Genomic DNA, 17,782 nt, shown 5'->3' with positions numbered 1-17,782 from the left:
ACAGGTGTCGGACCGCATGCCGATGAGTACGGTCTTCGGCGACGGAAGCCGCCCCGCGAACGCGTCAGGCGGCCGGAGGCGGGGTGCCGCCGCGCCGCTTGAGCTGGTCGTTGACCGTTTCCAGGAGTTCGTCGGAGAGCTCCTCGTCGGCCACGGCACGGGACATGAGCACGGCGCCGACCAGGGCGCTGAGCGTGAGCATGGCCTCGGCCCTGGCGTCCGTGGCGTCGTCGTCCAGGCCCGCGATCAGGTCCAGGTACGCGCGGACCTGCCGCTCGTAGGCGTCCTTGATGTGGAGGTCGCCCGCGGTGCCGTCGCGTCCCGCGGCAGCGCCGAGCGGGACCAGCGCGCAGCCGGTGGCCGGGGTGTCGCGGTGCTGCTTCCCGAGATACGCGTCGATGAGGCCGGCCCGTGCGTCCCGGTCGTTCTTGCGCGCGGCCCGCTCCATCTTCGCCGAGCCCTCGGTCAGGGCAGCGGCGGCGGCCTGGGTGACGAGGTCGTCACGCGACGTGAAGTGCTTGTAGAAGCCGCCGTGCGTGAGTCCGGCCTCCTTCATGAGGTCCGCGATGCCGAGGCGGCCGATGCCGTCGGTGCGGACCTTGCGCGAGGCGATCCGCAGGACCCGTTCGCGGCTCGCCGCCTTCTCCGCCTGCGAGTGGCCCATACCGACCCCGCCTCTCCTGGATCGACGCGATGCGCCATCACCCAACTGGATGACGGTCATCATACAGCACCTCGCAGACGTGCCGGGGAGCCACTCGTTTGACATTCAGGATTACGAGCGTAATCCTGAATGAGGATGTCAAGCATCATCCAGATTGGAGTCGGAACCATGTCTCAGACCTATGACCCACGTCGCACGGCCGTTCTGCTGATCGACCCCTACAACGACTTCCTGTCCGAAGGCGGCCAGATCTGGCCGCGTCTGGAGTCCATGGCGCACGAGGTCGGCCTGCTGGACCACCTCCGCTCCGTGGTCGGCTCGGCCCGTGCGGCCGGCGTACGCGTGGTGTTCGTCCCGCACCGCCGCTGGGAGCCGGGTGACTACGAGACCTGGGCCCACCCCAACCCCACCCAGCTCAGCATCATGGAGCGGCACAGCTTCGCCCGCGGTACCTGGGGCGGGGAGTTCCACCCCGACTTCCAGCCGGTCTCCGGCGATGTCGTGATCTCAGAGCACTGGGCGCAGAGCGGGTTCGCCAACACCGACCTGGACTTCCAGCTCAAGCAGCACGGCATCACCCACGTCGTGCTGGTCGGACTCCTGGCGAACACCTGTATCGAGTCCACCGGCCGGTTCGCCATGGAACTCGGTTACCACGTGACGCTGGTGCGCGACGCCACCGCCGCCTTCGAGCCCGCGATGATGCACGCCGCGCACGAACTGAACGGCCCCACCTACGCCCACGCCATCACCACCGCGGACGAACTCACCGCCGCGTTCGAGGGAGCGCACGCATGACCCTGACCGGAGACATGACCCTGACCGGAGAGCTGCTGATCGGCACGGCCCGGGTGCCCGCCACCGCCGGGACCATGAAGGCGCTCAACCCCGCCACCGGGGAGTTCGTCGAGCCGGAGTTCGCCTTCGGCGGCGCGGCCGAGGTCGACCGGGCGGTCCGCCTCGCGGACGACGCCTTCGACAGCTACAGCCACACCTCACTCGCCGAGCGGGCCGCGTTCCTCGACCTCGTCGCGGACGGGCTGGAGGCGGTCAAGGACGAGCTCGCCGCCCGTACCGCGCTGGAGACCGGCCTGCCGGCCGCCCAGCTGGCAGGCGAGGCGGCGCGGACCGCCGACGTGTTCCGCAAGTTCGCCGACGTCGTCCGCGCGGGCCGCTTCCTCCAAGCGGCCGTCGACACCGCGCAGCCGGACCGCCGGCCCGCGCCGCGCATGGACCACCGGCTGCAGAAGGTGGCCCTGGGACCGGTGGTGATCTTCGGCGCCGGCAACTTCCCGATCTCCTACTCCGTGATGGGCGGTGACACCGCCTCCGCTCTCGCCGCCGGCTGCCCCGTCGTCGTCAAGGCCCACAACGCGCACCCCGGTGCCTCCGAGATCCAGGGCCGGGTCATACAGCGGGCGGTCGCCGAGGCGGGACTGCACGAAGGCGTCTTCTCCCTGGTCCGCGGCGCCGGCAACGAGATCGGCGAGGCGCTGGTCGACCATCCGCTGGTCCGGGCGGTCACCTTCACCGGCTCCGAGGGCGGCGGCATGGCCCTCTACCGCCGGGCCCAGCGGCGTCCCGAACCCATCCCCGTGTTCACCGAGATGACCAGCGTCAACCCGACCTTCGTCCTGCCCGCGGCCCTGGCGGCCCGCGGCCCGGAGATCGGCGCGGGCCTGGTGCAGCGCGCCATGTACAACGTCGGGCAGGCCTGTCTGAAGCCCGCCGTCCTCCTCGCCGTCGACGGACCCGGCTTCCGGGAACTGCGGGACGCCGCGGCCGCCGAGATACGGAAGGCGGACGCCCGGACCATGCTCACGCCCGGCATCCACGACTCCTACACCCGCAACGCGCGGCGTATGGAGGACGGCGGCGCCACCCTGATCGGCACCGGAGCGGACCCGGCCCGCGCCGGGGAGGGCCAGTCCCTGCTGTACGAGGTCACCGGCGAGCAGCTGCTGGCCGAACCCGCCCTGCGCGAGGAGGTCTTCGGCCCGGCGGTCCTGTTGGTGAGGCTGACCGGTGCGGAGCAGCTGTTCGAGGTGGCCCGCGCCTTCCGCGGACAGCTCTCGGCCACCCTGCACGCCGATGCCGCCGACCGCGCCGCGGCCGAACGGCTCCTGCCGATCCTGGAACGGCGCACCGGCCGCATCGTGTTCAACGCCTTCTCGATCCCGCAGGAGGTCTCCCACGCCGCCACCCACAGCGGCCCGTTCCCGGCGACCTCCGACAGCCGGTTCACCTCGGTGGGCATGGGCGCGATCGAGCGGTTCGTCCGCCCGGTCACCTACCAGAACTTCCCGGACGCCCTCCTGCCGGAGCCGCTGCGCGAGGCGAACCCGCTGCACGTCTGGCGGCTCGTCGACGGCGCACCCGGCCGGCACTGACCACCCGCACGGGCTCCGTTCGCCCCCCGAACGGAGCCCGTCGGCTCCCCCGGAACGAAAGGCGATCCTGCCATGTCCATCACCGACCGAACGGCGGCGGAGAACGAACGCGCGGCCCGTGACGAGGTCCGCGAAAAGCTGCTAGGCGCCTGGCGACTCATGTCGTACACCGCCACAAGCGTCGACGGGGAGGTCATCAGCCCGCTCGGCCCCACACCGTACGGCCTGATCGTCTACACCCCCCAGGGACACATGTCCGCCCAGCTGGGCCGCGGCGACCGCCCGCCCCTGCGGTCGGCACGCCTCGAGGACGCGGCGGCCGACGAGCTGGCCCGGGCGGCGGCCGACTACCTCGCCTACGGCGGCCCGTTCGAGGTCGTCGGTCCGGCCACCGTCGAGCACCACGTCACGACCAGCCTCTTCCCGAACTGGATCGGACGGTCCCAGGTCCGGCAGGTGAGCTTCGACGGCCCGCTCCTCACCCTCCGCGTCGCCACCCCCACCCGCCTGTGGGGCGCGGACCGCACGGCCGAACTCACGTGGAGCAGACTGGCCTGAGGCGGGTCGGCCGACGGGCTCCGCGGTGCCGTGGAGCGACAGGTGCGGTGCCGGGGTACGGGACCGCCCGCGGCCGCGGCACGGGACAGGGCGGTGGGGAGCAGGCGTGAGCGAGTCGGCGGCCGGTGCCGGCCCGGCGCCCCCTGCGGCAGGCGCAGGCGTACCCAATACCCGCACGGCGCCGCGGCGATGACCCGATCGGCCCGCCGGAAGGTGCTTGCCCGGCGGTTCTTCGGGTACGGCGTTTGCATAGGTGATACCTGCAATGGCAGCGGGATTCGGAAAGCGATGCCTCCGTGACTGGTCTCAGTGGCTCCAGGGACGAACGATCAGGCGGACCGCGCGACGGTCCCGTCCCCCTCGCCGCGGCGCTGACCGACGCCGTGGACTGTCTGATCCACCTGTGGTCGGACGCCGCGCAGAGTACGAACCTGCGCCTGTCGCCGCACCAGTTGCGGGCACTGCGGATTCTGGAGGAGGAGCCGGGCCTCAACCTCACCGCCTTGGCGGTGGGCATGGAGATCGGGCTGCCGACCGCCAGCCGGCTGTGCGGCCGGCTGGAAGCGGCCGGTCTGCTGGAGCGTGTGCTGCATCCGCGCAGACGGCGTGAGGTACGACTGCTCCTGACAGGGCAAGGCCACCGGGTACTGGACGAGATGGCCTCGCGCAGAGCTCGCGCCCTGGCCGCCGTGCTCGCGGCCATGGAGCCGGCCGCGCGGGAGGCTCTCCGGCAAGGGCTCCAGGGCTTTCTGGCCGCCGCCCGGGACCGCGGAGCGCACGATCGTCACGGCGGCGATCCCTGACCGGGCCCGGCGCGTCGACGCAACGGGCCTTCCGCCGCCGGTCGGCCCCACCGGGCGTTCGCGCGGCAGAGGAGCGGGCGCGAACCCGCCTCCCGGGTCACGACGGGCGGGGACGCCCGCGCCAGTCCAGACAGACGGCCAGGGCGTCGTCCTCGGCCATGACGGCCTCACCCCGGTGGCCCGCCAGTTCGCGCAGGATGGCACGGGGTACCTCGGCGGCGGGCAACAGCCGGGTGGAGTGGATGGCCCGGGCCAGCGCCCGATCCCCGTACGCCTCCCCCTTCGGGGAGTACACCGCGTGGACACCGTCGCTGACGAAGACGAGCCGGTCTCCGGGCTCGACCTCGAATTCCTGCGCCACGTAGTCCGTCTCCTCGAACATGCCGAGGGGCAGTTGCGCCTCGAAGGGGACACGTTCGACAGTCCCGCCGCGCAGCCGCAGGAGCTGCGGGGAACCCGCGTCCACGACACTCACCCGCCCGGTGTCCAGGTCGAAGTCGAACATGAGGACGGACAGATACCGGCGGCCTCGGTAGTGGGCGTAGACGGCCTGGTCGGCCAGAGCCGCCTGGTCGGCGATGGAGATTCCGGCGCGGCGCGCGTTGCGCAGGGCGTTGATGGCGAGGCTGGTCAGCAGAGCCGCCTCTATGCCCTCGCCCATGCCGTTGGTGACGTACAGCATCAGGTGGTCGGCGGTCGCAGACCAGTCGAAGTTGTCGCCGAAGACGGCGTAGGCGGGCTCCAGCTGGCCGCCGAGGTCGTACTCGGGCCGGGTGCAGGAGCGACCGGGCAGCAACTGCCACTGCATCTCGGCCGCCAGGGTGAGCCGGTCCTTGCGCCGGGCCTGGAGATACAGGTCGGTGTCGCGTTCGGCCACGAGCACCTCGTGCGCCAGCACCTCGGCGATCTCGGCCAGTTCGGAAACATACCCGCGTGTCGCGTCGTCGCCGGGCAGCGTCACGGACAGCACGCCGAGCCGGTCGCCGCGCACGCTGACCGGCAGGTGGACGCGCATCCGCCGGTCCTGGCCCTCCTCGCAGTAGGGCTCCTGCGAACCGAAGGCCCGCCCGGCCGGGCTGCCGTGCACCGGCACCGGCACCAGGTTGTGCGGCCGCACCGACACCGGCTGCAGTGCCGTCAGGCCGTAGTCGGCCATGAAGAGCTCGACGGCCTCCGCGCCGTACTGCTCGGTCAGCACGACGCGGACGGCGTCGAGCAACTCGTGGGGAGCCGCTGTGCGCACGGCACGCTCAGCGGTCTGGAATCTGTTCACGATGAGGAATGCACCATTCTTTCTCCCGGCACCGTGCGGGCCCGGCCGAGTGGGCGGGGCTTCGCGAGAGCCGCGTCGGTCGTTCCGAGGGAGGTCCGTGTGGGGTGGGGCTCCTAGTAGGCTGAAAGGTGCCCCAGTGCCTGCGAGAGTGTGATCGTGACTGCCTTCCGCCGCCGCCCAGAGCCCGATGAGGTCGCACGCGTGACCACCAAGGCCGTTGAGCTGCTGGAAGTTGTGTGGGGCCGTGCCTCGACCGCGCCTACCTCTGCCTCCCAGTTGCGCGTGCTGCACATCCTTGAGCACCACGACGGCATCAATCTGCGCACTCTCGCCGAGTCGCTCGCCTCCACTCCTCCGTCCACGAGCCGACTGTGCGATCGGCTACAGGCCGCGGGATTCATCGAGCGCATGGTGGGCGCGGAGGATCGACGCGAGGTACGGCTGCATCTCAGCGGCCGGGGCCGCTCCTTCCTGGCCGATCTGCGTGCCCGCCGGGAGAGCGAGCTCCAGAAGGTGCTGGCGGACATGCCCGCCGCCAAGCGTGTCGCCCTGCTGGAGGGGCTGGAGGCGTTCTGTGCCGCCGCGGCGACGCAGATACCCGACGAGGCCCCCGAGTCCGACAGCCGGACCGCCTGAACAACCCGTACGGCACCGGTGCCACCACCGCTCCATGACGATGGCGGCCGGCGCCGGGGGCGGCCCCTGTCCACCGGAACATTCCAGGTCCTTCCCCGTGTACGTCCGACTCGGCTACTCTGTTGCCTCATGGCTATTATTGTCAAACGACAACAGTTCTCGGTGTCGCGCTTACCCTGTCCGACTACCCCCGTTCCGATGCGATCCGCGATGACTGTGCGATATGTCTCGTAAATCCCGAGACTGAACGTTGACACAAGGATGGCGCGATGCCCGCGGCTCCCGAACTGAGAGCGCATATCGACCGCGACGAGCAGACCTTCGTGATCACCGTGCGCGGCGATGTCGACTACGCCGACGCCGAGGGTTTCGAACAGGCCTGGGAGGCGGCCGATCGTGCGGCGATGCCCGTGACAGCGGTCGACCTGACGCAGGTCACCTTCGCCGACAGCATGCTTCTCAACGCCCTCATCGAGGCTCGTCTGCGCCATCGGGCCAGCGGGCGCGACCTGGTGCTGATCGGCCCCCTGCGGCCCGCCGTCAGCCGACTCCTGACGATCACGGGCGCCATCCGGCTGTTCACCATCACCGAGACCGGCAGGTGACGGTCAGCGGGCCACGCGGTTTCGCGCCGCGTGCCGGAGCCTGACCGCGGCGTAGACGAGGTCGGCGAGAAGCACCACCGCACCGATGACCAGCAGGTAGAAGAGTCCATGAGCGGTGAACCCGATGATGCCCAGGACAAGGGCCACGAGGATCAGAAGCAGGAACAGGCTCATCGGCTCTCCTATCAACCGTCGGCTTCGCTGGGTCAGCGGCGCGCCAGTCGGCGCTCACCGCCGGCGCCAGGGGTGTAGTCGAGTGCGTAGTGCGCGAAGACGGCGGGCTCCTGCACGGCCGGGAGCTCGCCGTCCGTGTCGATCGCAGGGGCCTTCTTGACCGTGTCCTTGTCGTAGGCGACCTTCAGATAGCCCGGACCGACGGTCGCGTTCGCGAGCGGCACGAACACCAGGCGCCGACGGGTGGGCAGGCCGACCGTCACGGTGGCGTAGAAGGGCTGGTCGGTCGCGGTGTCGACGTAGACCGACTCCAGGACTCCGACCTTGTGCCCGAGGGTGTCGACCACGTCGTGACCGCGCCACTCTCGGATATCGCCTGCTTCGAACATCGGACACCTCCGTGGGGGCGGGTACCCGCGATCGCGCGGTTGACGCCGACGACCGGCCGGACCGCCGCGAGGGCGCGCTGCGCGTCCACGGGGCGCCGCTCCCCGTCGCCGACAGTGCCGAGGCCCCCGTCCCGGCGGCGGGCCGTCAGCGCGGCGCCACGCGGATGCCCACGAGGCAGGTGTCGTCGTCGGTGTCGGACCTGCTGTGGGTCAGCAGCCGGTCCAGCTGCTGCTCCAGGGTCGGCGGAACCATGCGCGCGGTCGTCAGCAGGTGCGCCAGGGACTCCTCCACGGACCGATCACGGCGCTCGATCAGGCCGTCCGTGTACATCAACAACGTGTCGTCGATTGCGAGTTGGACCTCGTGCTCCTGGTACCCGGCCTCGGGCACGGCACCCAGCAGCAGCCCCTGGACCAGGGGCAGCGGCTCCGCCTCACCGCCACGGACCAGCACGGGCGGCAGATGACCGGCCCGCGCCCAGCGCAGGATGTGGCGGTCGGGGTCGTAGAGACCGCACACCGCGGTGGCGGTGACGGAACCGGTCAGATGATGGGTGACCATGTTCAGCCAGGACAGCAGCTGCCCCGGTCCGGCGCCGGTCACGGCGAGCCCGCGCAGCGCGTTGCGCAGGACGACCATGCTGGTGGCCGCCTCGATGCCGTGTCCGGCGACATCGCCCACGCACACCAGCACCTGCCCGGACGGCAGCACGACCGCGTCGTACCAGTCGCCGCCGACCAGGTGCTGGGTCTCCGCGGGCCGGTAGCGCACGGCCAGGTCCAGCCCGGGGACCGCCAGCGGGGCTTGTGCGGGCGGCATGATGGCGTGCTGGAGCTGGAGGGTGAGCCGGTTGCGTTCGCTGGCCTGCTGCTCGGTATGGGCGAGCTGGTCGCGGGTCGCGGCGAGAGCGACCTCCGTCCAGTGATGTGCGGAGATGTCCTGGTAGGCGCCGCGTACGACGTACAGCTGCCCGCCGGAGTCGAGGACCGGTTCGGCCGCCACCCGGATATGGCGGGTGACGCCGTCGGGGCGCTGCAGGCGGAAGGCCGTGGACGCGGGCCGGCGGTGGTGCAGCAGGGTGCGCAGGAAGCGGCCGATGGTGACGGCGTCGTCGGGGTGGGCATGGGCGGGCAGGTCCTCCAGCGGCACCGGGGCGCCGGAGCCGGGCTTGCCGTAGAGGTGGTAGAGCTGGCCGTTCCAGGTGATCTCGCCGGTGAGGAGGTTCTCCTCGAAGCCGCCGATACGGCCGAGGCGCTGCGCGTGCTGGAGCAGGCTGGCCAGGCGGGCGGTCTCGTCCTCGATGCGCCAGATCAGCAGGACGCAGCCGCCGTGCCGGCTGACGTTGATGTCGGCGACCGCCGCCAGCGGGACGTCGTCGACCAGGGCGGTGAGCCGCACGCGGTGGGCGCGGTAGGGCTCGCCGGTGGCGTAGACGCGCTCGATCCGCTCGAAGAGTTCGCTGTGGCCGGCGGCCATCGGATAGGTCTCCAGCAGCAGGGCGCCGTTGATGACAGCCCGCGGCCTGCCGCCGGGGTCCAGGAAGCGGCCGTTGACGTGGTGGATGCGGAAGTCGACGAGGTCGCCGTCGGCATCCAGGTGCGGCATGAGCACCAGGGCGGGGTCGTGGAGTCCGTCGGCCAGGTCCATCAGCTCGGTGACGCCGGGCAGCACGGGCCGGCCGGTGCCGCCGTGGGCCTGGTCCGGGGACCCGGTGTCCAGGGTGTGCGCGCACAGCTCGGCCAGAGCCTCGATCTGCCGGACGACCGGCGCGGGAGGCGTCTCCAGCGGCGCGGGCCAGACGATCTCCAGTACGCCGTGGATGCGCCCGCCGGTGCCGGCCGCCACGGCGACCCGGCCGCCGTCGGGATGGTGGTGCTGGCCGATGGAGGGCAGCCCGGTCTCGGCCAGGCTGCGGATCCAGTGCCCCGAGCGCTCCGCGAGGCCGCGGCGGCCCACCGTCGCCACCCCCGGCGGCACATGCCGCCAGCGCCCGGCCTCGGCGGAGGAGAATCCGGCGTTGCCCACCAGGGTGAGCGAGCCGTCGGCGCCCAGTGCCCAGATCGCGACCGCCTCCGCGCCCAGGGGGGCCAGCGCGTGTTCCAGCAGGGACTCGGCCACGGCCTGGGTGTCCTGGGCGGCCAGCGCACCGCTCTCGGCGGCCCGCAACCGTACGGCGGAGGAGTGGCTGTCCGCGGAGTCGACGGCCTCGGTACGGGCGGCGGTGGCCGCGAAAAAAGCGGCGGTCACCTCCGACATCCGGTCCCGTGCCGCCTGGTTGATGACGTCGACCGCGAACTCCAGGGGTGTCACCCCCGCCTGTTCGGCGAGCTCGGCCAGCTGCCGGGCCGCCTGCGCCGGGCCACAGCCCAGCCGTTCGACCAGGATGCCCTTGGCCAGCTCGATCAGGGCACGCCCGTCGGCCTCGGCATGCGCCGCCCGCACCTCGCGGCGCAGCCGCTCCACGGTCGCCGCCAGCCTGCCGAGCGGGGACGACCGGCCGGGCTCGTCCGGCTGACCGGTGGCGGCTCCCCGCGTGTTCCCGACGACGCCGGGCGGCTCGATGCCCACCGGGCCGATGCCTTCCGGCACGCGTGGTTGGCCCCCCAGGTCGTCGGCACCGGGCGGTCCGGGAGGTTCGGGCGATGGACGGAGATCACTCACGGTGGGCCTGTTTCTCGGCTGGGACGCCCCGGGGCGTTACCCGGCCTGCTGGTGGACGCAGTGGCGGTGGCGCGTCGTCACACGGCCAGCCAGCGACGGACGCGGGCGATGAGGTCGTTCGTGTCGACGGGCTTGGTGATGTAGTCGTTGGCCCCCGAGGCGAGGCTCTTCTCCTGGTCGCCCGGCATGGCCTTGGCGGTGACGGCGATGATGGGCAGCTCCGCGTACTGGGGCATGGCCCGGATCTCCGCGGTGGCGGCGTAGCCGTCCATCTCCGGCATCATCACGTCCATCAGCACCAGGCAGACGTCCGGGTGGGCGAGCAGCATCTCGATGCCCTTGCGGCCGTTGTCGGCGTGCAGGACCTGGAATCCGTGCAGTTCCAGCACGCCGCTGAGGGCGAACAGGTTGCGCGCGTCGTCGTCGACCACCAGGACCGTCCGGCCGAGGAAGGAGTCGTCCACCACCTGCGCGGCCGGGCGGTGCGGCTCCTCGGCGCGCACCAGCGACAGCACGTCACCGGGCTGTTCGGCGGACAGGTGCAGGGTGATGCGCTCGCGCAGCTCGTCCAGGCTGGACAGGAAGTCCAGCGGCCGGCCGCCCGCGAGGGCACGCAGCGCCTGCTCCTGGGCCAGATCCACCCGGTGCCCGGTGTGCACCAGGACGGGCACGCTGGCCAGCGCGGAGTCGCCGCGCATGGCCTCCAGGAAGTCCGCGCCCTCCTTGCCGGGCACGCCCAGTTCCAGGACGACGCAGTGGCAGGGCTCGGCCGCCAGCGTGCTCGCCGCCTCCTGCGCCCCCACGGCGGTGATGAGGTCGATCGCCCCGTGCGGGTCGCCGGGGTCGTGCGCGAGGTCCGCCACGGCCCGCTCGGCGACCAGGGCGAGCAGACCGCGCGGGCGCTCCTCGATCACCAGGAGCCGGCGCCTGCGGTGCTCGGGGACCGGCACGGAAGCGGGCAGCAGCCGGGGTGCCGGTGCCGTCTCGGAGGCGGCGACGGCGCGGGGCTGCTCCACCGGCCGGCCGCCGGTCTCCAGCAGCTCCTCGAAGTCGGCGCGCGCGACGGGCAGGTACAGCGTGAACGTACTGCCCTGACCGGGGGTGCTGTCGACGGTGACGGCGCCGCCGAGCAGATGGGCGATCTCCCGGGTGATGGACAGGCCGAGACCGGTGCCGCCGTACTTGCGGCTGGTGGTCCCGTCGGCCTGCTGGAAGGCGCCGAAGATCGTCTCCAGCTGCTGGTGGGGGATGCCGATGCCGGTGTCGAGGACCCGGAAGGCGACCACCGGACCGCCGCGCAGCACACCCGGCGGCACTTCCCGGTCGGCGGCCGGCTCGATCCGCAGCTCGACGCCGCCCTGTTCGGTGAACTTCACCGCGTTGGACAGCAGGTTGCGCAGGATCTGACGCAGCCGGGAGTCGTCGGTGAGCAGGTCGGCGGGCGTACCGGTCGCGGTGGCCACCGTGAACTCGAGGCTCTTCTGGGTCGTCATCGGCCGGAAGGTCGCCTCGACGTACTCCAGCAGCTGGCGCAGCGGAACCCGCTCGGGAGCCACGTCCATCTTGCCGGCCTCCACCTTGGAGAGGTCGAGGATGTCGTTGATCAGCTGCAGCAGGTCCGAGCCCGCCGAGTGGATGATGCCCGCGTACTCGACCTGCTTCGGGGTGAGGTTGCGCGAGGGGTTCTGCGCCAGCAACTGGGCCAGGATCAGCAGGCTGTTGAGCGGGGTGCGCAGCTCGTGGCTCATGTTGGCCAGGAACTCCGACTTGTACTTGGAGGCCAGCGCCAGCTGCTGCGCACGGGTCTCCAGTTCCTGCCGCGCCTGCTCGATCTGCAGGTTCTTCGCCTCGATGTCACGGTTCTGCGAGGCCAGCAGGGACGCCTTCTCCTCCAGCTCGGCGTTGGAGCGCTGCAGTTCGTCCTGCTGCACCTGCAACTCCTCCGACCTGGCCTGCAGTTCGGAGGTCAGTCGCTGGGACTCCCCCAGCAGCTCGTCGGTGCGGGCGTTGGCCACGATGGTGTTGAGGTTGACGCCGACGGTCGGCACCAGCTGGGTGAGGAAGTCCTGGTGGATCTGGGTGAAGCGGGTCAGCGAGGCCAGTTCGATGACGCCGAGGACCTGCTCCTCGACCACGATGGGCAGCACGACCAGGGCACTGGGCACGGCCTGCCCGAGCCCGGAGGAGATGGTGACATAGCCCTCCGGCAGTTCCTCGACGATGATGACCCGCCGGTTGCGCGCGGCCTGCCCGACCAGGGAACGTCCGACCGGGATACGGGTGGGCCGCTCGGTGTCGTCCGGATAGCCGTACGAACCCACCAGGCGCAGTTCATGGCCACGCTCGGTGTCCTCCGCCAGATAGAAGGCGCCGTACTGGGCCGACACCAGCGGAGTGAGCTCGTCCATGATCAGCTCGGCGACCACGGGCAGGTCCCGGTGGCCCTGCATCAGGCCGGAGATACGGGCGAGGTTGGTCTTGAGCCAGTCCTGTTCCTGGTTGGCCCGGGTGGTCTCGCGCAGGGACTCCACCATGGAGTTGATGTTGTCCTTGAGGTCGGCGACCTCGCCCGACGCCACCACGGTGATGGAGCGGGTCAGATCGCCCTCCGCGACGGCGCTCGTGACCTCGGCGATCGCCCGCACCTGCCGGGTGAGGTTCCCGGCCAGTTCGTTGACGTTCTCCGTCAGCCGCTTCCAGGTGCCCTCGACGCCCTCCACCTCGGCCTGGCCGCCCAGCCGGCCCTCGCTGCCGACCTCGCGGGCGACGCGGGTGACCTCGGCGGCGAACGACGACAGCTGGTCGACCATCGTGTTGATGGTGGTCTTCAGCTCCAGGATCTCGCCCCGGGCGTCCACGTCGATCTTCTTCGACAGGTCGCCGCCGGCCACCGCGGTCGTCACCAGGGCGATGTTGCGCACCTGCCCGGTGAGGTTGTTGGCCATGGAGTTGACGTTGTCCGTCAGGTCCTTCCAGGTCCCGGCCACGTTCGGCACATGGGCCTGACCGCCGAGCCGACCCTCGGTGCCCACCTCGCGCGCCACCCGGGTGACCTCGTCGGCGAACGCCGACAGCGTGTCGACCATGGTGTTGATGACGTCCGCCAGCGCGGCGACCTCGCCCTTGGCCTCCACGGTGATCTTCTGCGAGAGGTCGCCGCGCGCTACCGCCGTGGCGACCTGGGCGATCGAGCGGACCTGCCCGGTCAGGTTGGACGCCATCACGTTGACGTTGTCCGTGAGGTCCTTCCAGGTCCCCGACACGCCCGGCACGATCGCCTGGCCGCCGAGGTTGCCCTCGGTGCCGACCTCGCGGGCGACGCGGGTGACCTCGTCGGCGAAGGCGGAGAGCTGGTCGACCATCGTGTTGATGGTGTTCTTCAGCTCCAGGATCTCACCACGGGCGTCGACGGTGATCTTCTGCGAGAGGTCGCCCTGCGCCACCGCGGTGGCCACCTGGGCGACGTTGCGGACCTGGGAGGTGAGGTTGCCCCCCATGAAGTTCACGGAGTCCGTCAGGTCGCGCCAGGTGCCCTTGACCCCCTTGACGTCCGCCTGGCCGCCGAGACGGCCTTCGGTGCCCACTTCGCGGGCGACGCGGGTGACCTCGTCGGCGAAGGCGGAGAGCTGGTCGACCATCGTGTTGATGGTGTTCTTCAGCTCCAGGATCTCACCACGGGCGTCGACGGTGATCTTCTGCGAGAGGTCGCCCTGCGCCACCGCGGTCGTCACCTGGGCGACGTTGCGGACCTGGGAGGTGAGGTTCCCGGCCATGAAGTTGACCGAATCGGTCAGGTCACGCCAGACGCCGCCGACCCCGGGCACCTGCGCCTGGCCGCCCAGCCGGCCCTCGCTGCCCACCTCGCGCGCCACCCGGGTGACCTCGTCGGCGAAGGCGGACAGCTGGTCGACCATCGTGTTGACGGTCTCCTTCAGCTGGAGGATCTCCCCACGCGCCGGCACGTCGATCTTCTGGGACAGATCACCCCTCGCCACCGCCGTGGCCACCTGGGCGATGTCACGGACCTGCGTGGTCAGATTGCCCGCCATGGCGTTGACCGAGTCGGTCAGATCCGCCCAGGTGCCGGAGACCCCGGGGACCTGCGCCTGGCCGCCCAGCGTGCCCTCGGTGCCCACCTCGCGGGCCACCCGCGTCACTTCCGAGGTGAACAGGGACAGCTGGTCGACCATGCCGTTGAAGACCGTGGCGATGTCGCCGAGCAGGCCCTGTCCGTCGGAGGGCAGCCGGGTGCCGAAGTCACCGTCCCGTACCGCCGTCAGGCCGGCCAGCAGCTGCCGCAACTCCTGCTCGCCCGGTCCCTGGACCTGGGCGTCCACCGACACGCCGCTCATGCACACCCTCGTTCCGCTCCCCAGAGTCCCCACCCCGAGGACCCGGAACCTCGCCGGAGCCGTAGAGCTCCGCCCACCAGCGGCGATTCCGCGTTCGGCGGCCTCGTCCGATGGGAAATCGGTCGCAGGTTAACTCAGTTGTCGGCCGACAACCAAAGCCGGGCGCGAATACCGCGGCGCACCGAAAACAAGGAGATGCAGGAGGGCATGCCGAAGCCGGTCCGGGGTACTCGGCCGGATTTGCCGAAGGCGGGCCCGCGGAGCGGGCGTCGGCCTCGTCTCACGCGGCGATGGCGTCCCGCACGGTCGGGTGACAGGTGGCGAGGGTGTCGAGTCCCACCAGCTGCACGGTGCGCAGCACGGAGTCCCGGACCCCCGCCAGACGCAGCCATCCCCGCGCGGCCCGAGTCGCCTGGTGGGCGGCGATCAGGGCGTTGATCCCGCTGGAATCCATGAACGTGACCCCGCTCAGATCGACGACGACCCGAGAGCCGGCGGTGGGGTCCGCCGGAGGCATGGCCCGGGCCAGGGCACCCACACTCTCGTAGTCGATCTCGCCGCGGAGGCCGAGCACGGTGATGCCGTCGACGTCGGTCCGGGTGACGGACAGCTCACCGCGATCCATCGCTCTTTGTTCGTCTGCCACGTGCGTCCTCCGCACCCTCGGTCCGGGCCGCGTCACCTGTCTGCAGCGAACGTGCCCAGGGATGCGCGGTGCGATGCACGAGAGGGGGCATCCGAATCCGGGCGGCGCGGGAGTAACACGGCGGATCGCCGGGTAGACGCGCGCCCATGAACGGGGTATCGCCGATCGTCGGCAGGAAGTCAGTCCCGCCTGAGGAGTGTTCCCGGATGGCGGATGCCGCACCTGCCGATGTCACCATCGCCTTGGACGGGGCGGACGGCTGCATCGCCGACGCACGGAACCAGACATCGGACTTCCTGACGCGGGCCGAGTCCGCGCCGGGACTGCCGGTGCCGGCCCGCACCCGGGAGCTGGCGCAACTGGTGGTGAGCGAACTCGTCACCAACGCGCTGAAGTACGCGCCCGGACCGGTACTGCTGCGCCTGAGTGCCGCCGACGGCCTGGTGGAGATCGAGGTGTGGGACACCGATCCGACCCTTCCGCTGGCCCGAGCGGCCGACGCCGGACGGGTGGGCCAGCACGGTCTGGAGATCGTGCTGGCGCTGGTGCGGGACTTCGAGGCCCGACGGGAGCCCGTGGGCAAGCGCATCATCGCCCGGCTGGCGTTGTTCGAGTGATCGCCGCAGGCCGGTGCGACGGTCCGGGCGGTGGAATCGCCGGTCATCGGGTCGGCCACAGCGCGCACCGCACCCGTTCGGCGTAACGTGAGGCGCCGGGGCGGCTTCGAGCCACGCAGGGTGCCGATGCCGTGCGGCGGCCCGCCGGCCCCGTGGCCTGCACCTCTCACGAGTCAGGAGCGCACCATGGCGCCACCCGTCCGCCGGCCCGCGGGCCGCGGCCCCGCTGCCCGGCGCACCGCCGTCGGGCTCGTCACCACCTTGGTCGCCGTCGGCGCGTGCAGCGCGCCGGCCGCCGGGGACGAAGCCCACCGCGTGTCCGCCACCGCCTGCGCCGACAAGGTCTATACGGGAATGACCCAGGCGCAGCGCGTCGGCCAGTTGTTCATGGGCGGGGTCGCCGCCGCCCGCCCCAGCACCACGGACCTGCGCACCCTGCGCACGTACCATGTCGGCTCCGTCATGTTGACCGGGCGCAGCACCGCCGGCACCACGGCGACGAAGAAGGTCGTCGACGGGGTGCGCGCGCAGGCGGACACGGTCGCCGGTCACCGGGTCGGGCTGATCGTGGCCACCGACCAGGAAGGCGGACAGGTACAGGTGCTCAGCGGGCCGGGCTTCTCGGTCATTCCCAACGCCCTGACCCAGGGCACGTGGAGCACGACGACCCTGCGCGCCCGCGCCGCGACCTGGGCCAAGCAGCTCAAGGCGGCGGGCCTCGACCTCAATCTCGCCCCGGTCGCCGACGTGGTGCCCGCGAGCCTCGGCACCCGCAACGCTCCCATCGGGCGCTACTACCGCGAGTACGGCCACACCCCCGCTGTCGTGACCTCGCACACCGGCGCCTTCGCCGCGGGGTTCCGCACGGCCGGGGTCATGACCACCTTCAAGCACTTCCCCGGGCTGGGCCAGGTCACCGGCAACACCGACACCACCGCGAACGTCGTCGACTCGGTGACCACCGCCTCCAGCGCGAGCCTCCAGCCGTTCCGCAGCGGGATCGCGGCCGGCACGCCGTTCGTGATGGTCTCCTCGGCGAAGTACACCAAGATCGACTCGAAGCACCTGGCCGTGTTCTCCCCGACCGTCATCAACTCGCTGCTGCGCACCAAGTTCGGCTTCAAGGGAGTCGTCATCTCCGACGACATCGGCCAGGCGGTCGCGGTACGCGCCTACACCCCGGCCCAGCGGGCGGTGAACTTCCTGACCGCCGGCGGCGACATGATCCTCACGGTCAAGGCGTCGACCGTGCCGGCGATGGTGCAGGGCGTGCAGGCCCGGATGGCGGCTAGCGCCTCCTTCCGCACCACGGTCGCGGCCTCTGTGCACCGCATCCTCACGGCCAAGGCCACGGCAGGCCGGCTCACCTGCAGCTGAGACCCACCCCACGCAACCAGGCATATTTACTTATGCCTGGTTGAGCAGTCCAGACTGATAAACCTAGTATTAGTACATGTGAAGACAGATATAGCCTCCGATGCCGGCGGTGCACGCGATCTGAGCGACCCCTCTCTGCTCGCCACCGAGCTCCGGCTCGCGGTGGGCCGTATGACGCGGCGGCTGCGACAGGCCCACGCGGTGGGGGACGTATCGCTCTCGGGCGTGTCCGTGCTCGCGCGGCTCGCCGCCGACGGCCCCGACTCCCCCACGTCTCTCGCCGAGATGGAGCGGGTGCGGCCGCAGGCCATGGCCACCACCCTCGCCCAGCTCGAACAGCGCGGCCTGGTCCGCCGTACCCCCGACGCGGCGGACGGGCGGCGGAGCATCGCGGCCGTCACCGACGAGGGGCGGGCCATGCTCGCCGAACGGCGCTCCGAATCGGTGCAGCGGCTCGCGAACGTCCTCGACGCGTTCTCCGCCGAGGAGCGCGAGACCCTCGGGGCGGCCGTGCCGCTCCTCGCCCGGCTGGCGGAACAGCTGTGAGCGCGCGCGGCTGGCCCGGCACCCTGCGCTCGGCCCGCCACAAGGACACCCCTCCCGGGCCGGGCTACAAGTGGGTCGCGCTCTCCAACA

General features: G+C 71.3%; 16 protein-coding genes. 9 read left to right on the top strand and 7 right to left on the bottom strand.

Annotated features, from left to right (window positions below; genetic code table 11):
* Positions 1-64: 64 nt before the first annotated feature.
* Positions 65-664 (bottom strand): TetR/AcrR family transcriptional regulator, encoded by a 600-nt coding sequence (locus tag ABZ642_RS08795; protein WP_360479354.1) that lies wholly within the window; start codon positions 662-664, stop codon positions 65-67.
* Between the two features lie 168 nt (positions 665-832).
* On the opposite strand from ABZ642_RS08795, the gene ABZ642_RS08790 reads away from it, so the two are divergent.
* The 4 genes from ABZ642_RS08790 to ABZ642_RS08775 all read left to right on the top strand — a co-directional run bounded on the left by ABZ642_RS08790 (position 833) and on the right by ABZ642_RS08775 (position 4,415).
* Positions 833-1,462 carry an isochorismatase family cysteine hydrolase gene (locus ABZ642_RS08790; RefSeq protein ID WP_360479351.1) on the top strand — a complete coding sequence of 210 codons (630 nt, stop codon included), beginning with the start codon at positions 833-835 and terminating at the stop codon, positions 1,460-1,462.
* Positions 1,459-3,054, top strand: coding sequence for an aldehyde dehydrogenase (NADP(+)) (locus tag ABZ642_RS08785; RefSeq protein ID WP_360479348.1), 1,596 nt, complete (start codon positions 1,459-1,461; stop codon positions 3,052-3,054). Before ABZ642_RS08790 ends, ABZ642_RS08785 begins: the two co-directional genes overlap by 4 nt.
* A gap of 72 nt (positions 3,055-3,126) precedes the next feature.
* Entirely contained in the window at positions 3,127-3,612 is a 486-nt protein-coding gene (locus tag ABZ642_RS08780; RefSeq protein WP_360479345.1) for a lipocalin-like domain-containing protein, read from the top strand.
* A gap of 296 nt (positions 3,613-3,908) precedes the next feature.
* Entirely contained in the window at positions 3,909-4,415 is a 507-nt protein-coding gene (locus tag ABZ642_RS08775; protein ID WP_360479342.1) for a MarR family transcriptional regulator, read from the top strand.
* Positions 4,416-4,512: 97 nt separating this feature from the next.
* Here ABZ642_RS08775 and ABZ642_RS08770 read toward each other — a convergent pair whose 3' ends face one another.
* Entirely contained in the window at positions 4,513-5,688 is a 1,176-nt protein-coding gene (locus ABZ642_RS08770) for a PP2C family protein-serine/threonine phosphatase (RefSeq protein ID WP_360479339.1), read from the bottom strand.
* Positions 5,689-5,889: 201 nt separating this feature from the next.
* On the opposite strand from ABZ642_RS08770, the gene ABZ642_RS08765 reads away from it, so the two are divergent.
* Together ABZ642_RS08765 and ABZ642_RS08760 are read left to right on the top strand one after the other, a co-directional pair.
* Positions 5,890-6,324 carry a MarR family transcriptional regulator gene (locus ABZ642_RS08765; protein ID WP_360479336.1) on the top strand — a complete coding sequence of 145 codons (435 nt, stop codon included), beginning with the start codon at positions 5,890-5,892 and terminating at the stop codon, positions 6,322-6,324.
* A gap of 269 nt (positions 6,325-6,593) precedes the next feature.
* Positions 6,594-6,929, top strand: coding sequence for an STAS domain-containing protein (locus tag ABZ642_RS08760; protein WP_360479333.1), 336 nt, complete (start codon positions 6,594-6,596; stop codon positions 6,927-6,929).
* Positions 6,930-6,932: 3 nt separating this feature from the next.
* Here ABZ642_RS08760 and ABZ642_RS08755 read toward each other — a convergent pair whose 3' ends face one another.
* The 5 genes from ABZ642_RS08755 to ABZ642_RS08735 form a co-directional block, all read right to left on the bottom strand.
* Positions 6,933-7,103, bottom strand: a complete 171-nt coding sequence (locus ABZ642_RS08755; RefSeq protein ID WP_360479330.1) for a hypothetical protein — start codon at positions 7,101-7,103, stop codon at positions 6,933-6,935.
* Between the two features lie 32 nt (positions 7,104-7,135).
* Positions 7,136-7,492, bottom strand: coding sequence for a PRC-barrel domain-containing protein (locus ABZ642_RS08750; protein ID WP_360479327.1), 357 nt, complete (start codon positions 7,490-7,492; stop codon positions 7,136-7,138).
* A 145-nt stretch (positions 7,493-7,637) separates the two neighbouring features.
* A complete protein-coding gene (locus ABZ642_RS08745) occupies positions 7,638-10,082 on the bottom strand; it encodes a SpoIIE family protein phosphatase (protein WP_360479324.1) in 2,445 nt (814 codons plus the stop codon).
* A 149-nt stretch (positions 10,083-10,231) separates the two neighbouring features.
* Complete coding sequence (locus ABZ642_RS08740) at positions 10,232-14,506, bottom strand: HAMP domain-containing protein (protein ID WP_360479321.1); 4,275 nt, start codon at positions 14,504-14,506, stop codon at positions 10,232-10,234.
* Between the two features lie 280 nt (positions 14,507-14,786).
* Complete coding sequence (locus tag ABZ642_RS08735; protein ID WP_360479318.1) at positions 14,787-15,152, bottom strand: STAS domain-containing protein; 366 nt, start codon at positions 15,150-15,152, stop codon at positions 14,787-14,789.
* A 206-nt stretch (positions 15,153-15,358) separates the two neighbouring features.
* On the opposite strand from ABZ642_RS08735, the gene ABZ642_RS08730 reads away from it, so the two are divergent.
* The 3 genes from ABZ642_RS08730 to ABZ642_RS08720 all read left to right on the top strand — a co-directional run bounded on the left by ABZ642_RS08730 (position 15,359) and on the right by ABZ642_RS08720 (position 17,692).
* On the top strand, positions 15,359-15,769 hold the full coding sequence (locus ABZ642_RS08730; RefSeq protein ID WP_360479315.1) for an ATP-binding protein: 411 nt from the start codon (positions 15,359-15,361) through the stop codon (positions 15,767-15,769).
* A 186-nt stretch (positions 15,770-15,955) separates the two neighbouring features.
* Positions 15,956-17,146, top strand: coding sequence for a glycoside hydrolase family 3 N-terminal domain-containing protein (locus ABZ642_RS08725; protein WP_360479311.1), 1,191 nt, complete (start codon positions 15,956-15,958; stop codon positions 17,144-17,146).
* A 78-nt stretch (positions 17,147-17,224) separates the two neighbouring features.
* Positions 17,225-17,692, top strand: a complete 468-nt coding sequence (locus ABZ642_RS08720; protein ID WP_360479308.1) for a MarR family transcriptional regulator — start codon at positions 17,225-17,227, stop codon at positions 17,690-17,692.
* Positions 17,693-17,782 lie beyond the last annotated feature (90 nt).

The sequence above is a fragment of the Streptomyces sp. NPDC007157 genome (assembly GCF_040634235.1).
GTDB lineage: Bacteria > Actinomycetota > Actinomycetes > Streptomycetales > Streptomycetaceae > Streptomyces.
This window is presented reverse-complemented; position numbering and strand designations above follow the sequence as displayed.